Below are 20245 nucleotides of genomic sequence, written 5' to 3' on the forward strand. Positions count from 1 at the left end.
CCTGGCGCATGCGGCACAGGTCGGAGAATTTCAGGGACGGAACTTTTTCCGCGATACGTTTTCATACAATCGCGGTAACTTGTGACATCCGCCCCCAACCCTGCCCCGATCTCCGGAGGAAGACCGCCAATGACCCGGCTTTTGCTGCCGCCTCTGCTATTGCTGGCGCTTGCCGGCTGCGCCACCGCGCCGCCCTCGAATCCCGAGAACATCTGCGCCATCTTTCGCGAAAAGCCGGACTGGCACGATGCCGCCCTGAAGGTGCAGAAGAAATGGGGTGCGCCCGTGCCGGTGCCCATGGCCATGATGTACCAGGAGTCCTCCTTCAAGCATGACGCCGTGCCGCCGCGCTATTACTTCCTGGGCTTCATCCCCTGGGGACGCGTCAGTTCCGCCTACGGTTACGCCCAGGTCAAGGACGAGACCTGGGACGACTACAAGAAAGATGCCGGCGGCTGGGGCTCCAGCCGCGACGACTTCGCCGACGCGCTGGATTTCATGGGCTGGTACATGAACAAGACCCAGCGCATCAACGGCGTGTCCAAGTCCGACGCCTATGGCCAATACCTGAACTACCACGAAGGCTGGACCGGCTACCGCAACCGCAGCTACGACCGCAAGGCCTGGCTCAAGACCGTGTCGCAGAAAGTGCAGGCACGGGCCCAGAAGTTCGCCGCGCAGTACAAGAGCTGCGAGAGCGACCTCACGCGCGGCGGCTGGTTCTGGTGAACGCCGCCGCCTGAACTCAGAAGTCCATGCTCGCGCTGAGCGAGAAGGTGCGCGGTCCGCCCAGCACCAGATAGCCGTTACCCGGATAACCGCCCACCGACGACCAGTAGTTGCGGTTGGCGATGTTGTCCACGCGGGCGCGCAGGGTCACGACGTGGCCGTCCACGTCCATCATGTAGCGCAGGCCCGCATCGAAGCGGGTCCAGCCCGGCACCTTGAGCGTGTTGGCGTCGTCCGCGTAGGACGAACCGGTATAGACCACGCGGCCATCCACCGCCAGGCCCGGCACGCCGGGGATGTCCCATTCCACGCCCATGTTCGCCTGGAAGCGCGGCACGCCGATCACGCGGTTGCCGTCGATGGACGGGTTACCGGTGGAGCGCTGCGTGGCGTCCAGCCAAGTCAGGCCGCCCAACAGGCGCACGCTCTTGACGGGCTCGCCGTACATGGTGAGCTCCACGCCCTGATGGCGGTCCTTGCCGGACGTGGTCAGTTCGTTGCTGGCGTTGTACATGGCGCGCGGCTTGTCGGTCGAGAACAGCGCGAGTCCCGCGCCCAGTCCGTCGCCTTCATACTTCGCGCCGATTTCCTTCTGCTTGGAGACGAAGGGCGGCAGGCTCTGGCCGGCGTTGGGCACCGGCTTGCCGCCGGCATTGGCCGGGGCGGTCGGTCCCGCGACCAGCGCCTCGATGTAGTTCGCGTACAGCGAAACGCTGGGCGCGACCTTGACGACCAGGCCCGCGGCGGGCGAATTATGGCTGGCGTCGTAGGCGCCGTTTTCCTTGCCGGTGTTGTACGCGTAGTCGCGTTGCGACAAGCGCTGATGGCGGATGCCCGCCGTGAGCAGCACCTTGTCGTCCAGGAACGACAGCGTGTCGCCGATGGCGTAGCTGCTCAGGCGGGTGCGGCCTTGCAGCGCCGGATCGTCCAGGTCGTTGCCACGCAGCGCGGTGGCGCTGAATGGCGGCTTGTCATACGAAATCGGGTTGTAGATATTGGTGGGATACGTGTTCTGCCAGTCCATCACATAGGCATTTTTCTTCTTCAGGTCGAAGAAGGATGCCGACACGACGAACTCGTGGCCTACCGGCCCCGTGCGCAGTTTGCCGCGCAGGCCCAGTTCGCCCGTGTTCACGCTGTCTTCGCGGGTATTGTCGAAGCGGTAGAAGGTGCCCGCCCCCGTGCTGCCGTTGGTCAGCGTGACGTTGCCCAGCGAATTCGCTTCATCGCTGCGGCGCATGCCAAAGGCCGCGTAGGCGGTCAGCTTGTCGCTGAAATCATGTTCGCCGCGCACGGTGCCGAAGACGTCCCGCTCGTTCGAATACGACCAGGGCTGCGCATAGTTGGAGCTGGCGTCGGGCGCGTCGGGCACCTTGGTGACGCCGGCGCCCAGCGTCACGTTGGGACGCGCGCGCTTGAGCTTGTTCTCCTGCCAGCCGATGTCGGCAGACAAACGGGTGTCGGCCGAACGCCAATCCAGGCCCAGCGATACCAGGCTGGTACGGGAATGTTCATCGTCGATACCTGTATCGCCGCTGCGCTGTGCGGCGTTGAGCCGGATGCCGGTGCTGTCGCCCGGGCCAAAGCGGCGAGCAATGTCGGTGGACAACTGGAACTGCCCGCCGCTGGACACGCCGGTGGTAACACGGGTCAGAGGTTCGTTCGGCGCGCGCTTGGGCACCAGGTTGATCACCCCGCCGATGCCGCCGCCGCCGGGCGCTGCGCCCGTCAGGAAGGTGGACGCGCCGCGCAGGACCTCCACGCGTTCGAACAGTTCGGTGGCGATGTATTGGCGCGGCAGCAGGCTGTAGAGGCCGTTGTAGGCCACGTCGTCCGAACCCAGGATGAAGCCGCGGATGAAGTACGACTCCTGGAAGTTGCCGAAGCCGCGCGCCACGCGCACGCCCGGGTCGTTCTGCAGCACGTCGCCCACGCTGCGGGCCTGCCGGTCCTGGATCAGTTCATTGGTGTAGCTGGTGATGCTGAATGGCGTGTCCATCAGGTCCTGCGTACCCAGCAAACCGACGCGGCCGCCCCGGGCGACCTGCCCGCCGGCAAAGGGTTCGGCCAGGCCGCCGGCCGAGGCATCGGCGCTGGCTTCGACCTTGATGGCGTCCATGGAAACGACGGAGCCGGCCTGATCGGACGCGGATTGGGCGTGGACAACGGGGAGATAGCACGGCAGCGCGGCGGCCATGCAGGCAAGAGTTCGGATTTTCATGTCGGGAAGTTCGCAGGCAGAGATCAAAATCCCGATGGGGTCACGCGCGCACTAAGAATTACGGATGCGTCTGGAATGTGCCGGAAGGCCAGGGCCTTGCCGGGCCGGCTGCACCAAAGGGGACTGGAATTGCTGAGCGCCCCATTCTACGGCAAACGGAATCATTCTCATTTATGTTACTTTTTGTTTGAGAATGTTCGTTGCCCGGGCGCCACAGCTGCCGCTTGTGGCGCCCTGGTCTTTCCGACGGGTCTATCGGCGGCCCGCGCGAGGATCGTAGTCCGCCGCCGCCATGGGTTCCAGCGGGTACAGCGGCCGCGCGCGTCTGCGGAATTCGAACAGCGACCAGTCGGAGCTGGTCACGCCGGGGCTGTCACATTCGACCAGCGCCTGGGAGATCGGCACGAACACCGGGCGGCAGTACATGCGCGACTTCACCAGCACGTAACGGGCGCGGGACGGATCCAGTCCAAGACTCTGGAACACGCCCAGATCCCAGGGTTCGTGGGTCTGCTCGGTCAGCACCAGCTGCGCGGCGCCTATGTCCAGCACCGCGCTGCGGCCCATGCAGGCCAGTTGCCCGGTATAGGTCGGCCCGGTGATCAGGTACTCGCCATTGCTCAGCGCGCGCACGGTGCCGCGCAGCGTGACGGGCTGCGCCTCCCGGCCGATTTCGCCGATGGCGCGCTTGTTGCCTACCGGCAGCTCGACCGTGGCGCCGACGCCGGCGCGGGTCAATTCGGCCACCGCCTCGGGATCGCAGTACAGCCCCGCCTGTATGCCTTCCAGGCCCGCATCCAGCGCGGCCATCAGCACGTCCAGGGTGTCGCAAGTGCCGCCGCTCATGCAATTGTCGCCATGGTCCAGCAGCAGCACCGGCTTGCTTGCGCCTTCGGCCAGGATCTTGGCGCGCGCCAGCGACTCGGCCAGCGGCTCGCTGTCATAGAAGAATCCGTCGCGCTGCTCCCAGATCAGGGAGGCGATCTCGCCCGCCACGCGCTCCGCCTCGGCGCGGTCGCCGTCGGCCACCACGACCACGCTGACGCAGGGATGCGGGATGTCGGCCAGGCCGAAGCCCGCCAGCACCGACACGCCCAGCGCCCCCGCGGCCTCTGCCTGGCGCGCCGCTACGACGGCGGCGCGCATGGCGCCTTCGGCCGTGTTGCTGCGCAGGGAATGCGACACCAGCGGCAACCGGCGCCACGCCATGACCGGCTTGCATCGGCCGTCGATGCCCGCAAACAGCAGCCTGCCGGCGTGTTCGCCGGTTTCGTACATGTCGATGTGGGGATAGGTCTTGAAGCTGACGATGACGTCGGCGTTGTCCATCATCTTCTGCGTGACGTTGCCGTGCAGATCCAGCGCCACGGCAACCGGCACGCCAGGCGCGGCGGCGCGCAGCCGTTCAAGCAGGTCGCCCTCGCCGTCATCGGTGGTCTCCACCGCCATGGCGCCATGCAGGTCCAGCAGGATGACGTCGCAGCCCGGCGCTGCGGCCACGATGCGGTCGCATAGCTCGGCATAGGCCTGGCCATCGACGCGGCCGCTGGGATAGGCGGTGGCCGACACGGGCGTGACCAGTTCGGCGCCGCGCGCTTCGGCCAGGTCGATGAACGCCGACATCGCGGTGCGCTTGCCCTTGTTCTCTTCATAGGCCGCCGCATCGTAGGCGGGGCCGCCGTTGCCGAAGGCGGACAGCGGCGTGGGAACCGGCGAGAAGGTGTTGGTCTCGTGGTTCAACCTCGCGATCAGCGCCTTCATTGCGCGCCCCCATCGGAAAACTGGATGCGCCCGCAGCAGCGCAGCATGGCGTGCAACAGCACATTGCAGCCCGCCTCCAGGTGCTCGGGCTGCGCGTCCTCGATCTCGTTGTGGCTGATGCCGTCCTTGCACGGCACGAAGATCATGGCGGTGGGCGCCACCCGCGCCATGTAGACGGCGTCATGGCCCGCGCCGCTGATCACGTCCAGCGAATCCAGGCCCAGCGTGGCCGCGCCGTCGCGGATCGCCTGCACCAGGCGCGGCTCGAAGGGCTGCGGCGGGAAGTACACGACCTCCTTGCTGTCGACCTGGAAGCGGCCCGGCTCGGCCAGTTCCTCGCAGACGCGCGCAAACGCCGCGGCCATGCTGTCCAACGTGGCGTCGTCGGCGGCGCGCAGGTCTACGGTAAGCGCCACGCGGCCGGGAATCACGTTGCGCGAGTTCGGGAAGCTGTCGATGCAGCCAACCGTGCCGCGGCCATGCGGCGCATGCTCCAGCGCGATCCGGTTGACCTCAAGCACCAGCCTGGACGCGGCCAGCAAGGCGTCGCGGCGCAGTTCCATGGGCGTGGGCCCCGCATGCGCCTCCTGGCCGGTGATGGCGACGTCGTACCAGCGCTGCCCCAGGGCGCCCTGCACCGAACCGATGGTGATGCCGCGGTCCTCCAGGATGGGGCCTTGCTCGATGTGTGCCTCGAAGTAGGCGCCGACATCCCCGGGCCGCGCGGGTTCCGGACCGGCGTAGCCGATGGCGCGCAGCGCTTCATCCACGCTGACGCCGTCGCGGTCGCGCGCAGCCAGCGCGTGCTCCAGCGTGAAAGCGCCGGCGTACACGCCGGAACCCATCATCACGGGTACGAAGCGCGAGCCTTCCTCGTTGGTCCACACCACCACTTCCAGCGGCGCCTCGGTGGCAATGCCGCGTTCGTGCAGCGTGCGCAGGACCTCGATGCCTGCAAGCACCCCATAGTTGCCGTCGAATTTTCCGCCGGTGGGCTGGGTGTCGATATGGCTGCCGGTCATCACGGCGGGCAAGTCATCGCGCAGGCCGGGGCGACGCATGAAGATGTTGCCGATGGCGTCCACGCGCACACTGCAGCCCAGCTCGCGGGCCCAGGCGCAGACCAGGTCGCGACCCTGCCGGTCCAGGTCGCTCAGCGCCAGCCGGCACACGCCGCCCTTGTCGGTGGCGCCGATGCGGGCCAATTCCATCAGCGAATTCCAGAGGCGGCTGCCATCGATGCGGATGCCGCTGACGGCCTCCAATGTGTTCATTTCCATGGTGTTTCCCTTGCTTCGGTTGCGCGGCGCAGGCGGTCCCTAGACGCCCACGCCCAGGTATCGGTCCTTCACGTTTTCGTCCGCCATGAAGGCCGCGTTGCTGCCTTGGTAGACGATGGATCCCTGCTCGATGATGAAATGACGGTCGGCCAGCTGCGTGCAGACTTCCAGGTTCTGCTCCACCAGCAGGATGGTGACGCCGGCCTGCTTGATGGACTTGATCTGCGCCACGATCTCCTCGACGATCACCGGCGCCAGGCCTTCGACCGGCTCGTCCAGCATCAGCACGCGCGGATGGTTCATGAGCGCGCGCCCGATGGCCAGCATCTGCTGTTCGCCGCCGGACAACTGGCCGCCGCCGTTCCTGCGCCGCTCCTTCAGGCGGGGAAAGATGCGGTAGACGTCTTCCAGCTGCCAGGGCGAATCGCGGCGCATGCCCAGCTTGAGGTTTTCCTCGACCGTCAGCAGCTTGAAGATGCCGCGGTGCTCGGGCACCAGGCAGATCCCCATGGACGCGATCTTGTGCGCCGGCAGCCCGGCGATGTCGCGTCCGCCGTAGCGCACCGCGCCGCCCTTGGGCGCGATCACGCCGGCGATGGTCTTGAGCGTGGTCGACTTGCCCGCGCCGTTGCGCCCGAGCAGCGTGATCACCTCGCCCTGCGGCAGCTCGAGCGACACGCCTTGCAGAATATGGCTCTTGCCGTAATAGCTGTGTACGGCGTCGACATGCAGCATCATGCCCGGCCTCCCGTGATCATGTTGCCCAGGTACGCGGCGCGCACCCGCTCGTCGCTGCGGATCGCGGCAGGCGTGCCTTCGACCAGCACGCGGCCCTGCTGCATCACGGTGATCGTGTCGGAGATATCCATCACGATGTTCATGTTGTGCTCGATCAGCACCACCGTGTGATCGTCGCGCAGGCTGCGGATCAAGCGCTTCATCTCATCCAGGTCGTCCACCCCCATGCCCGAGGTGGGCTCGTCCAGGAAAATCGCGCGCGGCCGGGCGGCCAGCGCCATGCCCACTTCCAGGCGCCGCTGCTGGCCGTGCGACAGCGCGCCCGCCGCCACCTTGGCCAGCCGCGACAGGCCCAGCCGTTCCAGCGCCGCGTCGACGATCTCGCGCTGCGCCCGCGGGCCGGTGGGCGGACGCCAGCAGTCGAAGGCGCCGGCGCGATGCGCGCCCTGCGCCGCCAGCCGCAGGTTCTCCTGCACTGGCAGGTTGGCGAACAGGCTGGTGACCTGGAAAGAGCGCGCGATGCCGCGCTGCACCCGTTGATAATCGGCCTCCTGCGTCACGTCATGGCCGTCGAACACGATGCTGCCCTCGCTGGTGCGCAAGGTGCCCGTCAGCGTATGGAACAGTGTGGTCTTGCCCGCGCCGTTCGGGCCGATGACGGAGTGCACCGTGCGCGGCTGCACTTGCAGATCGACCCCATGCAGGGCCACGAACTTGCCGAAGCGCTTGACGATGCCCCTGGCCTGCAGCAGCGGCGCGGAATGTTGCGGATTCATGCGCGTCCCTCCTTGGCGGCCGGCTCGCCGCCGGCAGGCTTGCGCCGCAGCGCCAGCCAGATGCGTTCTCCCAGCCCCCACAGCCCCTTCTGCATGAACAGGCTGACCGCGATCAGCAGGAAGCCCAGCAGCATCAGCCAGCGCGGCCACAAAGTGGAAAGCCAGTCCGCGAACAGCACGTAGAAAGCTGCCCCCAGCACTGAAGCGAACAGGTTGCCGGTGCCGCCGATGACCGTCATGACCAGGATCATCTCGCTGCTGTGGTATTCAATGCTGGACAGCGGCGCGATGCCGGTCATCATCGCCAGGAAGGCGCCCGCCAGCGCGGTGACGGCGCCCGAGATGGCGAAAGCCGCCAACTTGAAGAGGCGCACGTTGTAGCCCACCGCCATGGCGCGCGCCTCGTTGTCGCGGATCGCCAGCAGCGTGCGGCCGAACACCGAGTTGGTCACGCGCAGCAGCAGCCAGAATATCGCCAGGAAGCACACCGCCACGAAGGCGTAGAACTGCCAGGGCGTGGCCAGCGGCATGAGCTGCAGGCCCGCCACCGACAGCGCCGGACGCGGCACGTCCAGCAGGCCATTGTCGCCGCCGGTCAGGTCAGGCAGGCTGTACGCCAGGAAGTAGAACATTTGCGCGAAGGCCAGCGTCAGCATCACGAAGTAGGTGCCGCGCTGGCGGATGGCGAACCAGCCCACCAGCGTCGCGCCCAGCGCGCCCACCGCCATCGCCGCCAGCAACGCCAGCGGCATCGGCAGGCCGGTACGCGTCAACAGGATGCCGACGGCATAGCTGCCCAGGCCGAAGAAGATGCCCTGGCCGAACGACAACAGCCCGGTGAAACCCAGCAGCAGATTGCAGCCCAGCACCGCCAGCGCGTAGATCAGCACTTCCGTGGCCAGCGAGCCCGACTGCATGCACAGCGGCAACAGCAGCACCACGGCCAGCGCCAGCAGCAATTGGGCATGAGATTTCAAGCGCGTCATCATCCTCTCCCCATCAGGCCGTGGGGACGCAGCAGCAGCACCGCCGCCATCGCCACATAGATCATCAGCCGCGCGCCTTCCGGCCAGAGCGTGCTCATCACGCTCTGCACCACGCCGATCAGGAGGCCGCCGACCAGCGCGCCGAAGAAGCTGCCCATGCCGCCCACCACCACGATGACGAAGGCGATGCCCAGGGCCTCGATGCCCATGAAGGGTTCGACGCCGCGTATGGGCGCGGCCAACACCCCGGCCAGGGCGGCGGTCGCCGCGCCCAGCGCGAAGACCAGGCTGAACATGCGGAACACATTGATGCCCAGCATGGACACCATTTCGGTCGATTCGCTGCCCGCGCGCACCGCGCTGCCCAGCCGCGTGCCTTCCAGCACATACCAGAGCAGCAACGAGAAGACAGCGGTGAAGCCGATCACGAACAGACGGTACTTGGGATAGATGAAGCTGCCCCACATGACCACGCCCTGCAGGGCCGAGGGTGCGGCGACGTTGTCGCCTATCGGCCCCCAGATCACGATGACCAGTTCCTGCAGGACCAGCGCCAGGCCGACGGTGATCAGGATGTGGAATTCATGCGCCTGCGCGTAGACGTGGCGCAGCAGCACTTTCTCCACGACCCAGGCGCCGGCGCCCACCAGCAGCGGCACGATGGCCAGCGCGAGCCAGAAATTCAGGCCCCATTGGATGGCCTGGAAACAGAAGTAGGCGCCCAGCAGATAGAACGCCCCGTGGGCGAAGTTCACGAAGCGCAACAGACCGAAGACGATGGACAGGCCGACTGCCAGAAGGAAGTACAGCATGCCTACCCCGATCCCATTGATGATCTGGAGGAGATAGACGTTCATGGGTATGCCCGATGGAGGTAACGGAAGGCCGCGGGGCACGCGGCGGCCGCGGACGCGACGCGCCCACGGCCGCCCGCCTCAGGGGCGGGCTACAGCTTGCAGCCGGTTTCCGCGGGCGGCAGGAAGGAACGACCGCTATGCACGATCTCGGCGTAATCGTCCTTGTCCTTCATGTCCTTCTTGGCGCGGCCCTTGAGCAGGTAGTAGTTCTTCAGGACCTGGTGGTCTTCCTTGCGGATTTCCTCCTTGCCCGTCAGGCCCTCGTAGGCCATACCCTCCATGACGGCGATCACCTTGGCCGGGTCGGCGCTGCCGGCCCGGGCGATGGCGTCCAGCATGATGCGGGTGCAGATGTAGGAGCCCGCCAGGCTGTAATTGGGATTGGCGCGCGTCTTGTCGCGGGACAGCTGTACCAGTTCCTTGTTGAGCGGCGAGTCGATGCCGTGCCAGTACTGCGCGCCGAAGTACACGCCTTCGCACAGGTCCGCGCCCAGGCCTTCGAACTGTTCCAGGCCCGAAGCCCAGGCCACCAGGATGGTGCAGTTCTGCTTCATGCCGAAGCTGACGGCCTGGCGCAGCGTGTCGGAGGACTGCGAGCCGAAGTTCAGGATCAGCAGCACGTCCGGCTTGGCGGCCATGGCGTTGGTGAGGTAGCCGCTGAATTCCTTCTCGGTCAGCGAGTGATAGCTGTTGCCCACATGCTCGATGCCCTTTTCCTTGAAGATCGCCTTGGCCGCGCTGAGCAGGCCATCGCCGAACACGTATTGCGGCGTGATGGTGTACCAGCGCTTGGCGTTGGGCAGCTTTTCGAGCAAGGGACGCACGGTCTGCTCGATGGCGCCAAAGGTGGGCACGGACCAGCGGAAGGTGGCCCGGTTGCAGTCCTTGCCGGTGATTTCGTCCGCGCCCGCGGTGGTGATGAAGACGCCGCCGGCGCGCTCGACTTCCTTGCCCATGGCCAGCGCTTCGGACGACAGGATGCCGCCGGCGAAGAATTTGACGCCCTTCTGTTGCGAGACTTCCTGGACCTTGCGCACCGCCGTGGCCGGCTTGCCCTCGGTATCCAGCACGGTATAGGCCAGCGGCCGGTCCAGCGCGCGGCCATACTGCTCCAGCGCCAGTTTCATGCCCAGGTCGGCGTATTTGCCGTTGGCGGCAAAGGCGCCCGACATGGGCACCGGACACCCGAACTGGATGGCGTCGGCTTGCGCCAGCGCGGACCGGGCGGTCCAGAGTGATCCGGGCACGGCGCCAAGCGCGGCCAATTTCAGCAGGTTGCGGCGATTCAAGATGGTTCTCCCTGGCTGCCGCTGGCGGTGCCGCGGCATATTGACGATGTCGAGCGCGCACCATGCGCGTCCCCATTCCGACTCTGTCTGCTCCAAGCTCCCGTGCCAGGGCTGCCGCCGCGTGGGCGTATTCGCAAGTCCCGGCGCTCATGCCTATACTGCGACTACCATCCTATTTATCATGATAAATAGGATTATTATCATGATCAGTTTGGCGAGCCGGCTCTGTCAATAGCGGGCGCATCAGGTATAACCCGGGGTCCGCGCAGAACCCGCCCGGGGCATGCCCCGCGCACACCACGCAGCAACGGAGGAACGCAATGGCGTTCAACAGTCACGACCTACAAGCCGCGGGCGCGTCGAGTCCGCCCAAGCGCAGCGACCTGGTCGCCGAAGAGATCAAGCGGCTGATCACGGCCAAGAACCTGTTGCCGGGCGACAAGCTGCCGCGCGAAAGCGAGCTGCAAAGCATGTTCTCGGTCAGCAAAAGCACCATGCGCGAAGCGCTCAAGTCGCTGGAGGTGCAGGGGCTGGTCAAGGTCAGCACCGGACCGGGCGGCGGCGGCACCGTGGTCGAGGTGCCGCTGGACCGCACCTTCCAGCTGATGCAGAACTACCTGTTCTTCAAGGAAGTGCGGATCGAGGACATCTACCAGGTGCGCAAGCTGCTGGAGCCCGAGCTCGCGGCCAGCGCGGTGCCGTTCCTGACGGACGCGCATTTCGCTGCGCTGGAGGAGAACATCGCCTGCTGCGATCCGTCGGCCGAGCACGTCGATGACCCGCTGGCGCAGCGCCAGGAAGAAATCAATTTCCACGACATCTTCGCGGCGGCCTGCCCCAACCCGTTCCTGCGCTTCAGCTGCGAGATGACCAACGAAATGATCCGGCAGCTGACCGTGTTCGACAACGAGATGCCGCTATCCGAGCAGCAGCGTTTCGGCAGCGCCAATACGGGCTTTCACCGCAAGATCCTGGCTGCGGCGCGCGAGCGCGACGTGGAGAAGGTGCGCGACTTGATGAGCGAACACATGCAGGACGCGATGCGTTCGGTCAAGCGCATGCACGGCAAGCTCGAAGGCCGGTTGATCCTGGACTCCGAGATGTCGCGGCGCAATGTCACGCGCAAGGCGCGCCGCGGCGGCAAGAAGGCCTGACGGCGCCGACGGCCAGGCGGCGTGGCCAGCCGGCCGTTGCCGCCTCAGTCCAGCTTGATGTGATTGGCTTCGATCACCGCGCCCCAGCGCTGGCGGTCTTCCTGCACGTAGGCATCGATCTCTGCCTGGCTGCGGGGCGCCTGGATCACCAGGCCCAGGGGTTCAAAACGGCCGCGGAATGCCGGATCCTTCAGCACCTTGTCCAGCGCCGCCTGCAAGCGCTGCGCTTCGGCCTGCGGCACGGCGCGCGGCACGGCCAGACCGAACCAGGTGGCGGCGCGGAATCCCGGAAAGCCGCTTTCCGCCACGGTCGGCACCTCCGGCAGCACGGCCAGCCGCTCGCTGGTCGTGACGGCCAGCGCCTTGATCTTGCGTTCCCGCACCAGCGGCAGCGAGGTGCTGATCACGTCCACCATGAGCTGCGTGTCATTGCCCATCAGCGAGGTCAGGGCCGGCGCGCTGCCGTTATACGGGATATGCGCCACGTCCATGCCCGTGCGCGATTTCAGCAGTTCGGTCGCCAACTGCAGCGGATTGCCTATGCCCACGGAGGCGTAGTTCAGTTTGCCGGGCCGGGCCTTGGCATAAGTGACGAACTCGGCCAGCGTGCCCGCTGGGACCTCGTTGTTCGCCACGACCACCAGCGGCAGCTCGGCAGCGATGCCGAACACGCGGAAGTCGCGCGCGGCGTCATAGGCGATGCGTTGATAAAGCATGGGATTGAGCACCATGCTGGCGTTGCTGGCGAGGAAAACCGTGTATCCGTCCGGCGCCGACCTGGCCACCTGGGTCGCCGCGACCATGGTATTGGCGCCGGGTTTGTTCTCCACCACCACGGGTTGCCCAAGGTCGCGCGACATGCCTTCGGCCAGCACCCGCGACAATTGGTCCGCGGAGCCGCCCGGCGTATAGGGCACGACCAGTTTGACCGGTTTGTCCGGAAATGCCGCCAGCGCGGCGGCCGGAGCCGCGAGCGCGACGATCGCCGCGGTCGCGATGCGACGCAGCCTGAGGTTCAGCCTGATTGCCATGCCTGTCTCCCTTGTGGGTTTTGTTGTTGCGGCGATGCGCCGCCCTGCTATACCTGGCGCTGCCTGCCCGCCCAGAATTCGGCGCGCAGCCGGCGCTTGGCGATCTTCCCGTTGTCGTCGCGCGGTAGTTCCGCGCGCAGTTGCAGTTCACGCGGCACCTTGTAGCGCGCGATCCGTTCACCCAGCCATAGCCTCAGCGCCTCGGGGTCGGGCGCGGCGCCCGCCGAGGGCTGCACCAGCGCCATCAGCCGCTCGCCGTATTCGTCGTCGGGCACCCCGAACACCGCGCAATCCGCCACGCCCGGATACTGCATCAGCTGGTGCTCGACCTCGGCGGGATAGATGTTCACGCCGCCCGAGATCACCAGGTCCGATTCGCGGTCGCACACATAGAGATAGCCGTCCGCGTCCAGATAGCCCAGGTCGCCCAGACCGATGAGTCCGTCCTTCTCCACGTCGGCGCGGGCCTGCGGGTTGTTGCGATAGGTGAAGTCCGCGTAGGCCGGCTGGCGCACGTAGATCCGCCCGACCTGGCCCGCCGCGCAGGGCGATCCGTCTTCGCCATAGATCCTGACCTGCGCGCCGCCGATAGGCCGGCCGGCGCTACCGGGACGGGCGAGCGCTTCGTGCGAATCGATGACGGTGACCATGCCCGCCTCGCTCGACGCATAGGTTTCATGGATGACCGGTCCCAGCCATTCGATCATGGCGCGCTTGATTTCCGGCGCGCAGGGCGCGCCGGTCGAGGCCACGAAGCGCAGCGACGACAGGTCGTGCGCCGCGCGGGTGGCGGCGTCCAGCTTCAAGAGGCGCACGTACATGATGGGCACCAGATATACCGTATCGATGCGATGCGCCTCGATCAGGCGCAGGACTTCCACGGGATCGAACCTGTCCGTCAGCACGAAGGTCTCGCAGACCCGCAGGGCGACCTGCGCGAATACGCTGGGCGCACTGTGGTAGATCGGCGCGGGCAGCAGCGCGCGCGATCCCGGGCGCAGGCCGTAGGCCGCCTCCACCACCGCTTCGACCTGTTGCAGGTGGCGCCCCAGGTGTTCCAGCGGGAACGGCGCGCGCACCACGCCCTTGGGCCGACCGGTGGTGCCCGAGGTATAGGCCATATGACCGCGCGGCGCCACGCGCGGGCCGTCGTAGGGCTGTTGGCGGTCGCGCCAGGCGTCGTAGTCGGCATGCCCTGATTGCGCCGCGCCGGGACCGGCCAGCAGCACCGGCAGGCCGGCGGGCAGCGCATCGCGCAGCGGAAGCCACAGGTCGTCGTGCGCGACCAGCAGGCGGGCGCCGCTGTCTTCGATGAGGAATGCCACTTCCGCCGCGGTGAAATGCCAATTGATCGGGCAGTAGTAGCAGCCCAGCCGCTTGCAGGCCTGGATGATCTCCAGATAAGGCAGGCCGTTGCGCAATAGCACGGCGATCACGTCGCCTTCCCGCACGCCCATTGCCGCCAGCCCGGCGGCAACCTGTTCGCCGCGTGCGGCCAGCGCCGCGCCCGACAGGCGGTCGCCGCCCGCGTGGATGGTGCTGCCTGTCATGCGCCCCCCGTGCTGCGCTGCGCCTTGTCCTGCGCGGTGCGCGCTTCGATGGCCTGGCGCGCGGCGGCCCAGTCCGCGTCGCTCCATTCCGCGTACTGCTTGAAGTAAGCGCCGTTGGCCAGATAGTCGCCGCCGTCCAGCGCAATGGTCTGGCCGTTGATCCAGTCATAGCCCGGACTCAGCAGGAAGGCCGCCAGCTCGCCGATGTCATGTCCGGTGCCCAGGCGCCTCATCGGATTCTGCTGCGTCTGCGCGTCCGCGGCCGAGTCCTTGGGCCGCAGCCGCGCGCTGGCCCCTTCGGTCGGAATCACGCCCGGCGCGATGGCGTTCAGCCGGATGCCGTGGCGGCCCCATTCGATGGCCAGCGACTTGGTCATGGCGTCTATGCCGGCCTTGGACATGGCCGAGGGCACCACGAAGGGCGAACCGGTCCAGACCCAGGTCACCACGATGGACAGCACCGCCCCGCCCGTGCCTTGCGCGATCCAGCGCTTGCCCACGGCCTGGGTCGTGTAGAAGGTGCCGCGGAACACGGTGTCGGCAATGGCGTTGAAGCCGCGCGGCGACAGTTTTTCAGTGGGGCTGATGAAATTGCCCGCGGCGTTGTTGATGAGGCCGGTCAGCGGACCGTGCCCGGTCCAGATGGCGTCGACGGCGGCGTCCACGGCCTCGGCATCCCGGATATCCACCGCCTGAACGTGGACCTCGGCGCCGTAACGTGCGCGCAGCCCGGCGGCGGCTTCTTCCAGCACGGCGGCGCGGCGTCCCCACAGGTGCAGCGCAGCGCCCAACGACGCCAGGCGCTCGGCCATGGCGTAGCCCAGGCCGGTGCCGCCCCCGGTGACGAGGATGCGCTCGCCGCGAAATAGATCGGCGCGGAACATGGTTTGCGGGGACATCCCGCCGGATGGGTTTTGGGGCATGGTCTGGTCTCCTTTGCGATGGTGGCCAGAATATCAACCGCCGCCACGCCGCGACAATCCCGCAGCTTGCGTAAACTATGTTTCCTCATAGTCAACAATAGGACTGCGCATGCCCGCCCTGCCCGCGCTGGACCTCAACCTGATACAGCTGTTCGTCACCATCGTCGACGCCGGCACCTTGAGCGAGGCGGCGGTGCGCCACGGCGTGACCCGTTCGCACGTAAGCCGCAATCTGCAGAAGCTGGAACGCGCCTTCGGCGCCCAGCTCATCCGCCGCAGCACCCGGCGGCTGGAACTGACGCAACAAGGCTCTGTGCTGTACGAGCACGGCGCGCGCATGGCGCACGAAGTCGAATCCGCCCGCCATGCGTTGCAGAAGCTCGGATCCGAGCCCGCGGGCCACGTCCGGCTGAGCATCCCCACCGGATTGGGGGAACTGGACCAATTGCGTCCGCTGCTGGTGAGCTTCGCCCTGCGCCATCCGTCGCTGACCTTGCGCGTGCTGTTCTCAAACCGGGTGAGCGACCTGATTTCGTCGGAAATCGACGTGGCATTGCGGGTCATGACGACCCCGCCGCAGGATTACGTGGCGCGCGCGCTGGGCGACGTCAAATGGGTGCTGTGCGCGGCGCCCTCCTATCTGCAGCAGTTCGGCCCGCCGGCTCATCCGCGCGATCTCGGCCGCCTGCACTTCCTGGGCCCGCCCGACCCCAGGCCCCAGGTCACGCTGCGGCTGCGCCGCAAGGACCAGCTGCATGAGGCCAAGCTCGCGCCGCGGCTGCAATCAGAGTACTTCCCGTTCCTGGCGCAAGCCGCGCGCGCCGGCGCGGGCGTCGCGCTGCTGCCGGCCTACGTGGTGCATGAGGATCTTGCCGCGGGCCGGCTTGCGCCGGTGCTGCCTGCATACCAAGCCCTGGGGCCAGGCGACAAGTTGTTCATCCTGACCACACCCAACCCTTATCCGTCGACCGCCCAGCGCGCGGTCGTCGATTTCCTGCGCAGCGAGCTGACCGTGCTGCTGCGCGAATTCCTTGCGTAGACCCGCCTTCCCTCGCAGGGCCGCAACATCCGCGTAGGACTTTCTTGATAAAAGAGGCTTGCGACCCGCGCACGCCTCGGCCAGAGTATCGGTTTGGGCCAACGGCCGCCCGCCCCTGATCGCAGTAGGGGAACTTTGGCGGTTCGCTCAAGTCTTATATAAGATATAAGACATACGGCCGCGCAGGCGCCAGTCTCACATAGAATGACAAATGCGCAAAAACGCCAGAAAATGCCGGCTTCAACCGGGCAAAACCACGGAGTCCATCATGCCGCACAACACCCTAGACACCCTCAAGAATTTCAAGATCGGCAATAAATCCTGTCAGTACTATTCGCTGCCGGCGCTGGGCAAGTCCCTCGGCATCGACGTGCAGCGGCTCCCGGTTTCGATCCGCATCGTGCTGGAATCCGTGCTGCGCAACTGCGACGGCAAGAAGGTCACCGAAGAGCACGTCAGGCAGTTGGCGAACTGGCAGGCCAATGCCAAGCGCGAAGACGAAATTCCTTTCGTGGTGGCCCGCGTGGTGCTGCAGGACTTCACCGGCGTGCCGCTGCTCGCCGACATCGCCGCCATGCGTTCCGTGGCCGACAAGATGGGCAAGAGCCCCAAGAGCATCGAGCCGCTGGTGCCGGTGGACCTGGTGGTGGACCACTCAGTCATGATCGACTACTTCGGCACCAAGAATGCGCTGGACCTGAACATGAAGCTGGAATTCAAGCGCAACCAAGAGCGCTACCAGTTCATGAAGTGGGGCATGCAGGCGTTCGACACCTTCGGCGTCGTGCCTCCGGGCTTCGGCATCGTCCACCAGGTCAACCTGGAATATCTGGCGCGCGGCGTGCACCTGGACAAGAAGAACAACGTCTACTACCCGGATTCCCTGGTGGGCACCGACAGCCACACCACCATGATCAACGGCATCGGCGTGGTGGGCTGGGGCGTGGGCGGCATCGAAGCCGAGGCCGGCATGCTGGGCCAGCCCGTGTACTTCCTGACCCCCGACGTGGTCGGCGTGGAACTCAAGGGCAAGCTGCGCGGCGGCGTCACCGCCACCGACCTGGTGCTGACCATCACCGAAATGCTGCGCCGCGAGAAGGTGGTGGGCAAGTTCGTCGAATTCTGCGGCGAAGGCACCGCCAGCCTGTCGGTGGCCGAACGCGCCACCATCGGCAACATGGCGCCGGAGTACGGCGCCACCATGGGCTTCTTCCCGGTCGACGAGCGCACCATCGACTACTTCCGCGGCACCGGCCGCACCGAAGACGAAATCGCCGCCTTCGAGGCCTATTTCAAGGCCCAGAAGATGTTCGGCGTGCCCAAGGCAAAGGACATCAATTTCACCAAGCTGCTGACGCTGGACCTGTCCACCGTCGCGCCGTCGCTGGCGGGCCCGAAGCGTCCGCAGGACCGCATCGAAATCGGCAACGTGAAGAACACCTTCATCGACCTGTACTCCAAGCCGGTCGCTGAAAACGGCTTCAATCAGCCCGCCGAAAAGCTGGGCCAGACCTTCACCACCAGCGCTGGCACCCAGGTCAAGAACGGCGACGTCCTGATCGCCGCCATCACGTCCTGCACCAACACCTCCAACCCCAGCGTGCTGCTGGCGGCCGGCCTGCTGGCCAAGAAGGCCGTGGAAGCCGGCATGACGGTGCCCAAGCACATCAAGACCTCGCTGGCCCCCGGATCGCGCGTGGTCACCGAATACCTGACCAAGACGGGCCTCCTGCCCTACCTGGAAAAGCTGGGCTTCGACGTGGCCGCCTACGGCTGCACGACCTGCATCGGCAACGCCGGCGACCTGACCCCGGACCTGAACGAAGCCATCACCGGCAACGATCTGATCTGCTCGGCCGTGCTCTCGGGCAACCGCAACTTCGAGGCCCGCATCCACCCGAACATCAAGGCCAACTTCCTGGCCTCGCCCCCGCTGGTCGTGGCCTACGCCCTGGCCGGCACCGTCACGCGCGACCTGATGACCGAGCCCGTGGGCCGCGGCAAGAACGGCGACGTGTGGCTGGGCGACATCTGGCCGACCACCGAGGAAATCGAATCGCTGCTGAAGTACGCCCTGGATCCCAAGGCCTTCGAGGCCAACTACGGCCAGGTCAAGAGCAATCCCGGCCAACTCTGGGAGAACATCAAGGGCGTGACCGGTGACACGTACAACTGGCCTGATTCCACCTACATCGCCGAGCCGCCCTTCTTTGACGGCTTCGGCATGACGCCGGGCGCGATGCCGACGGTCAAGAACGCCCGTGCGCTGGGCGTGTTCGGCGACTCGGTCACCACCGACCACATCTCGCCGGCCGGCTCCATCAAGGAGACCTCGCCCGCGGGCAAGTGGCTGAAGGAAAACGGCGTCATGAAGGCCGACTTCAACAGCTACGGTTCACGCCGCGGCAACCACGAAATCATGATGCGCGGCACCTTCGCCAACGTGCGCATCAAGAACCTCATGATTCCGGCGCTGCCGGACGGCAGCCGCTTCGAGGGCGGCGACACCCTGTTCCAGCCCACCGGCGAACAGATGTCCATCTATGACGCAGCCATGAAGTACGTCGGCGCGGGCACCCCCACCGTGGTGTTCGGCGGCGAAGAGTACGGCACCGGCTCGTCGCGCGACTGGGCGGCCAAGGGCACCCAGCTGCTGGGCGTGAAGGCCGTGATCACCCGCAGCTTCGAACGCATCCACCGCAGCAACCTGGTCGGCATGGGCGTGCTGCCCCTGCAGTTCAAGGGCGCGGACAGCGTGCAGTCGCTGGGCATCACCGGCGAGGAAACCTACGACATTTCCGGTCTGGAAAACGGCATCAAGCCGATGCAGGACGTGACGCTGACGATCACCCGCAAGGACGGATCGAAGCAGGACGTCACGGTGCTGCTGCGCATCGACACCCCGATCGAGGTGGACTACTACCAGCACGGCGGCATCCTGCCCTTCGTGCTGCGCCAGCTGCTGGCTGCCTGATCTCCTGACAGGCAAGGCAATGGCCCGGGAACCGCGAGGTTCCCGGGCCATTTTCATTGCGGCCTGCGCGGCGCCGCGGCCGCGCTTGGGATCAGTCCGCGAACTCGTAGGCATCCATCGCCAGCGCGCCGTACGAGATTTCGTCGGTCAGGCGCCGGAAACCGGCTCCGCCCGCACCCAGCGCCACGTACAAGGGCATCAGGTGGTCGTCGTGCGGATGGGCCTGCGCCGCGCCCGGCGCCTGGGCCTCCCAATCCAAGAGCGCCGGCAGGTCATGGCCGCCCAGCTTGTCCGCGTACCACTGCTGGAAAGCCGGCACGTAAGGCAGCGCGGGCGCGTCTTGCGGCATGCGCACGTGGCGCAGGTTATGCGTCAGCGAACCGGAGCCGATGACCAGGATGTCTTCGTCCCGCAGCCGGGCCAGCGCGCGGCCCAGTTCCAGTTGGCCAGCCGCGTCGCGCCCCATGTCCAGGGACAGTTGCACCACCGGCACGTCCGCTTCCGGATAGAGGTAGCGCAGTGGCACCCAGGCGCCATGGTCCAGCGGCCGTCGGGGGTCCAGGTCTGCAGCGATACCCGAGTCGGCCAGCAGGGCCTGCACCCGCGCCGCCAACTCCGGCGAACCGGGGGCTGTGTACTGCAATTCATAGAGTTCCGGCGGAAAGCCGCCGAAATCGTGCCAGGCCACCTGGCGGTCGCGGGTGGACAGCGCCAGGCCCTCGCCCATCCAGTGCGGCGAGACCACCAGGATGCCCTTGGGCTTGCGGCCCTGCTCGGCGCTCCAGGCGGCGAGCGCCGGGCCGGTCAGTCCGGGTTCCACGGCGAGCATGGGGGATCCATGGGATACGAAAAGCGTAGGCCAACGCATGGCGGTGCCTCCTGATATTGAGTAGATGACTAGATTTTCCGCCGATTCTTCTCAGCAATAAACCCCTTG

The 20245-nt window shown here is 66.5% G+C and carries 16 protein-coding genes; 4 read left to right on the plus strand and 12 right to left on the minus strand.

Going from position 1 to position 20245, the window contains the following annotated elements:
* The first annotated feature begins 129 nt into the window (after positions 1 to 129).
* A complete protein-coding gene (locus tag DXK93_RS10305) occupies positions 130 to 729 on the plus strand; it encodes a hypothetical protein (protein WP_054452962.1) in 600 nt (199 codons plus the stop codon).
* A gap of 16 nt (positions 730 to 745) precedes the next feature.
* Here the strand turns inward: DXK93_RS10305 and DXK93_RS10310 are convergent, their stop codons facing one another.
* From DXK93_RS10310 to DXK93_RS10345, 8 genes are all read right to left on the minus strand, one after another.
* Positions 746 to 2950: a TonB-dependent siderophore receptor gene (locus tag DXK93_RS10310; protein WP_054452964.1), complete on the minus strand. Its 2205-nt coding sequence runs from the start codon at positions 2948 to 2950 to the stop codon at positions 746 to 748.
* A gap of 252 nt (positions 2951 to 3202) precedes the next feature.
* Positions 3203 to 4711, minus strand: a complete 1509-nt coding sequence (locus tag DXK93_RS10315; RefSeq protein WP_119450005.1) for a M81 family metallopeptidase — start codon at positions 4709 to 4711, stop codon at positions 3203 to 3205.
* The gene (locus tag DXK93_RS10320) at positions 4708 to 5991 is read right to left on the minus strand and encodes a Zn-dependent hydrolase (protein ID WP_119450006.1); all 1284 of its coding nucleotides are present in this window, start codon (positions 5989 to 5991) and stop codon (positions 4708 to 4710) included. Before DXK93_RS10320 ends, DXK93_RS10315 begins: the two co-directional genes overlap by 4 nt.
* A gap of 39 nt (positions 5992 to 6030) precedes the next feature.
* Positions 6031 to 6729, minus strand: a complete 699-nt coding sequence (locus DXK93_RS10325) for an ABC transporter ATP-binding protein (protein ID WP_054452969.1) — start codon at positions 6727 to 6729, stop codon at positions 6031 to 6033.
* Entirely contained in the window at positions 6726 to 7505 is a 780-nt protein-coding gene (locus DXK93_RS10330; RefSeq protein WP_119450007.1) for an ABC transporter ATP-binding protein, read from the minus strand. Before DXK93_RS10330 ends, DXK93_RS10325 begins: the two co-directional genes overlap by 4 nt.
* Positions 7502 to 8491 carry a branched-chain amino acid ABC transporter permease gene (locus tag DXK93_RS10335; protein ID WP_054452973.1) on the minus strand — a complete coding sequence of 330 codons (990 nt, stop codon included), beginning with the start codon at positions 8489 to 8491 and terminating at the stop codon, positions 7502 to 7504. The genes DXK93_RS10330 and DXK93_RS10335 overlap by 4 nt, the downstream gene beginning before the upstream one ends.
* Complete coding sequence (locus tag DXK93_RS10340) at positions 8491 to 9348, minus strand: branched-chain amino acid ABC transporter permease (protein WP_054452975.1); 858 nt, start codon at positions 9346 to 9348, stop codon at positions 8491 to 8493. Before DXK93_RS10340 ends, DXK93_RS10335 begins: the two co-directional genes overlap by 1 nt.
* An 89-nt stretch (positions 9349 to 9437) precedes the next feature.
* Positions 9438 to 10637, minus strand: a complete 1200-nt coding sequence (locus DXK93_RS10345; RefSeq protein WP_054452977.1) for an ABC transporter substrate-binding protein — start codon at positions 10635 to 10637, stop codon at positions 9438 to 9440.
* Between the two features lie 320 nt (positions 10638 to 10957).
* Between DXK93_RS10345 and DXK93_RS10350 the strand changes: the two genes are divergently transcribed.
* Complete coding sequence (locus DXK93_RS10350) at positions 10958 to 11791, plus strand: FadR/GntR family transcriptional regulator (protein ID WP_054452979.1); 834 nt, start codon at positions 10958 to 10960, stop codon at positions 11789 to 11791.
* Between the two features lie 44 nt (positions 11792 to 11835).
* Here the strand turns inward: DXK93_RS10350 and DXK93_RS10355 are convergent, their stop codons facing one another.
* Genes DXK93_RS10355 through DXK93_RS10365 form a run of 3 tightly spaced genes read right to left on the minus strand, consistent with a single transcriptional unit; the run spans position 11836 to position 15256 of the window.
* Positions 11836 to 12822 carry a tripartite tricarboxylate transporter substrate binding protein gene (locus DXK93_RS10355; RefSeq protein WP_054452981.1) on the minus strand — a complete coding sequence of 329 codons (987 nt, stop codon included), beginning with the start codon at positions 12820 to 12822 and terminating at the stop codon, positions 11836 to 11838.
* Between the two features lie 47 nt (positions 12823 to 12869).
* Complete coding sequence (locus DXK93_RS10360) at positions 12870 to 14372, minus strand: AMP-binding protein (protein WP_054452983.1); 1503 nt, start codon at positions 14370 to 14372, stop codon at positions 12870 to 12872.
* Positions 14369 to 15256: an SDR family oxidoreductase gene (locus DXK93_RS10365; protein ID WP_119450100.1), complete on the minus strand. Its 888-nt coding sequence runs from the start codon at positions 15254 to 15256 to the stop codon at positions 14369 to 14371. Before DXK93_RS10365 ends, DXK93_RS10360 begins: the two co-directional genes overlap by 4 nt.
* A 148-nt stretch (positions 15257 to 15404) precedes the next feature.
* Between DXK93_RS10365 and DXK93_RS10370 the strand changes: the two genes are divergently transcribed.
* On the plus strand, positions 15405 to 16334 hold the full coding sequence (locus tag DXK93_RS10370) for a LysR family transcriptional regulator (RefSeq protein WP_119450008.1): 930 nt from the start codon (positions 15405 to 15407) through the stop codon (positions 16332 to 16334).
* A 268-nt stretch (positions 16335 to 16602) separates the two neighbouring features.
* Positions 16603 to 19308 carry an aconitate hydratase AcnA gene (gene acnA / locus DXK93_RS10375; RefSeq protein WP_119450009.1) on the plus strand — a complete coding sequence of 902 codons (2706 nt, stop codon included), beginning with the start codon at positions 16603 to 16605 and terminating at the stop codon, positions 19306 to 19308.
* Positions 19309 to 19399: 91 nt separating this feature from the next.
* On the opposite strand, the gene DXK93_RS10380 is transcribed toward acnA, so the two are convergent.
* The gene (locus DXK93_RS10380; protein ID WP_119450010.1) at positions 19400 to 20176 is read right to left on the minus strand and encodes a class III extradiol ring-cleavage dioxygenase; all 777 of its coding nucleotides are present in this window, start codon (positions 20174 to 20176) and stop codon (positions 19400 to 19402) included.
* Positions 20177 to 20245 lie beyond the last annotated feature (69 nt).

The organism is Achromobacter sp. K91, assembly GCF_003576205.1.
Classification (GTDB): domain Bacteria; phylum Pseudomonadota; class Gammaproteobacteria; order Burkholderiales; family Burkholderiaceae_B; genus Achromobacter; species Achromobacter aegrifaciens.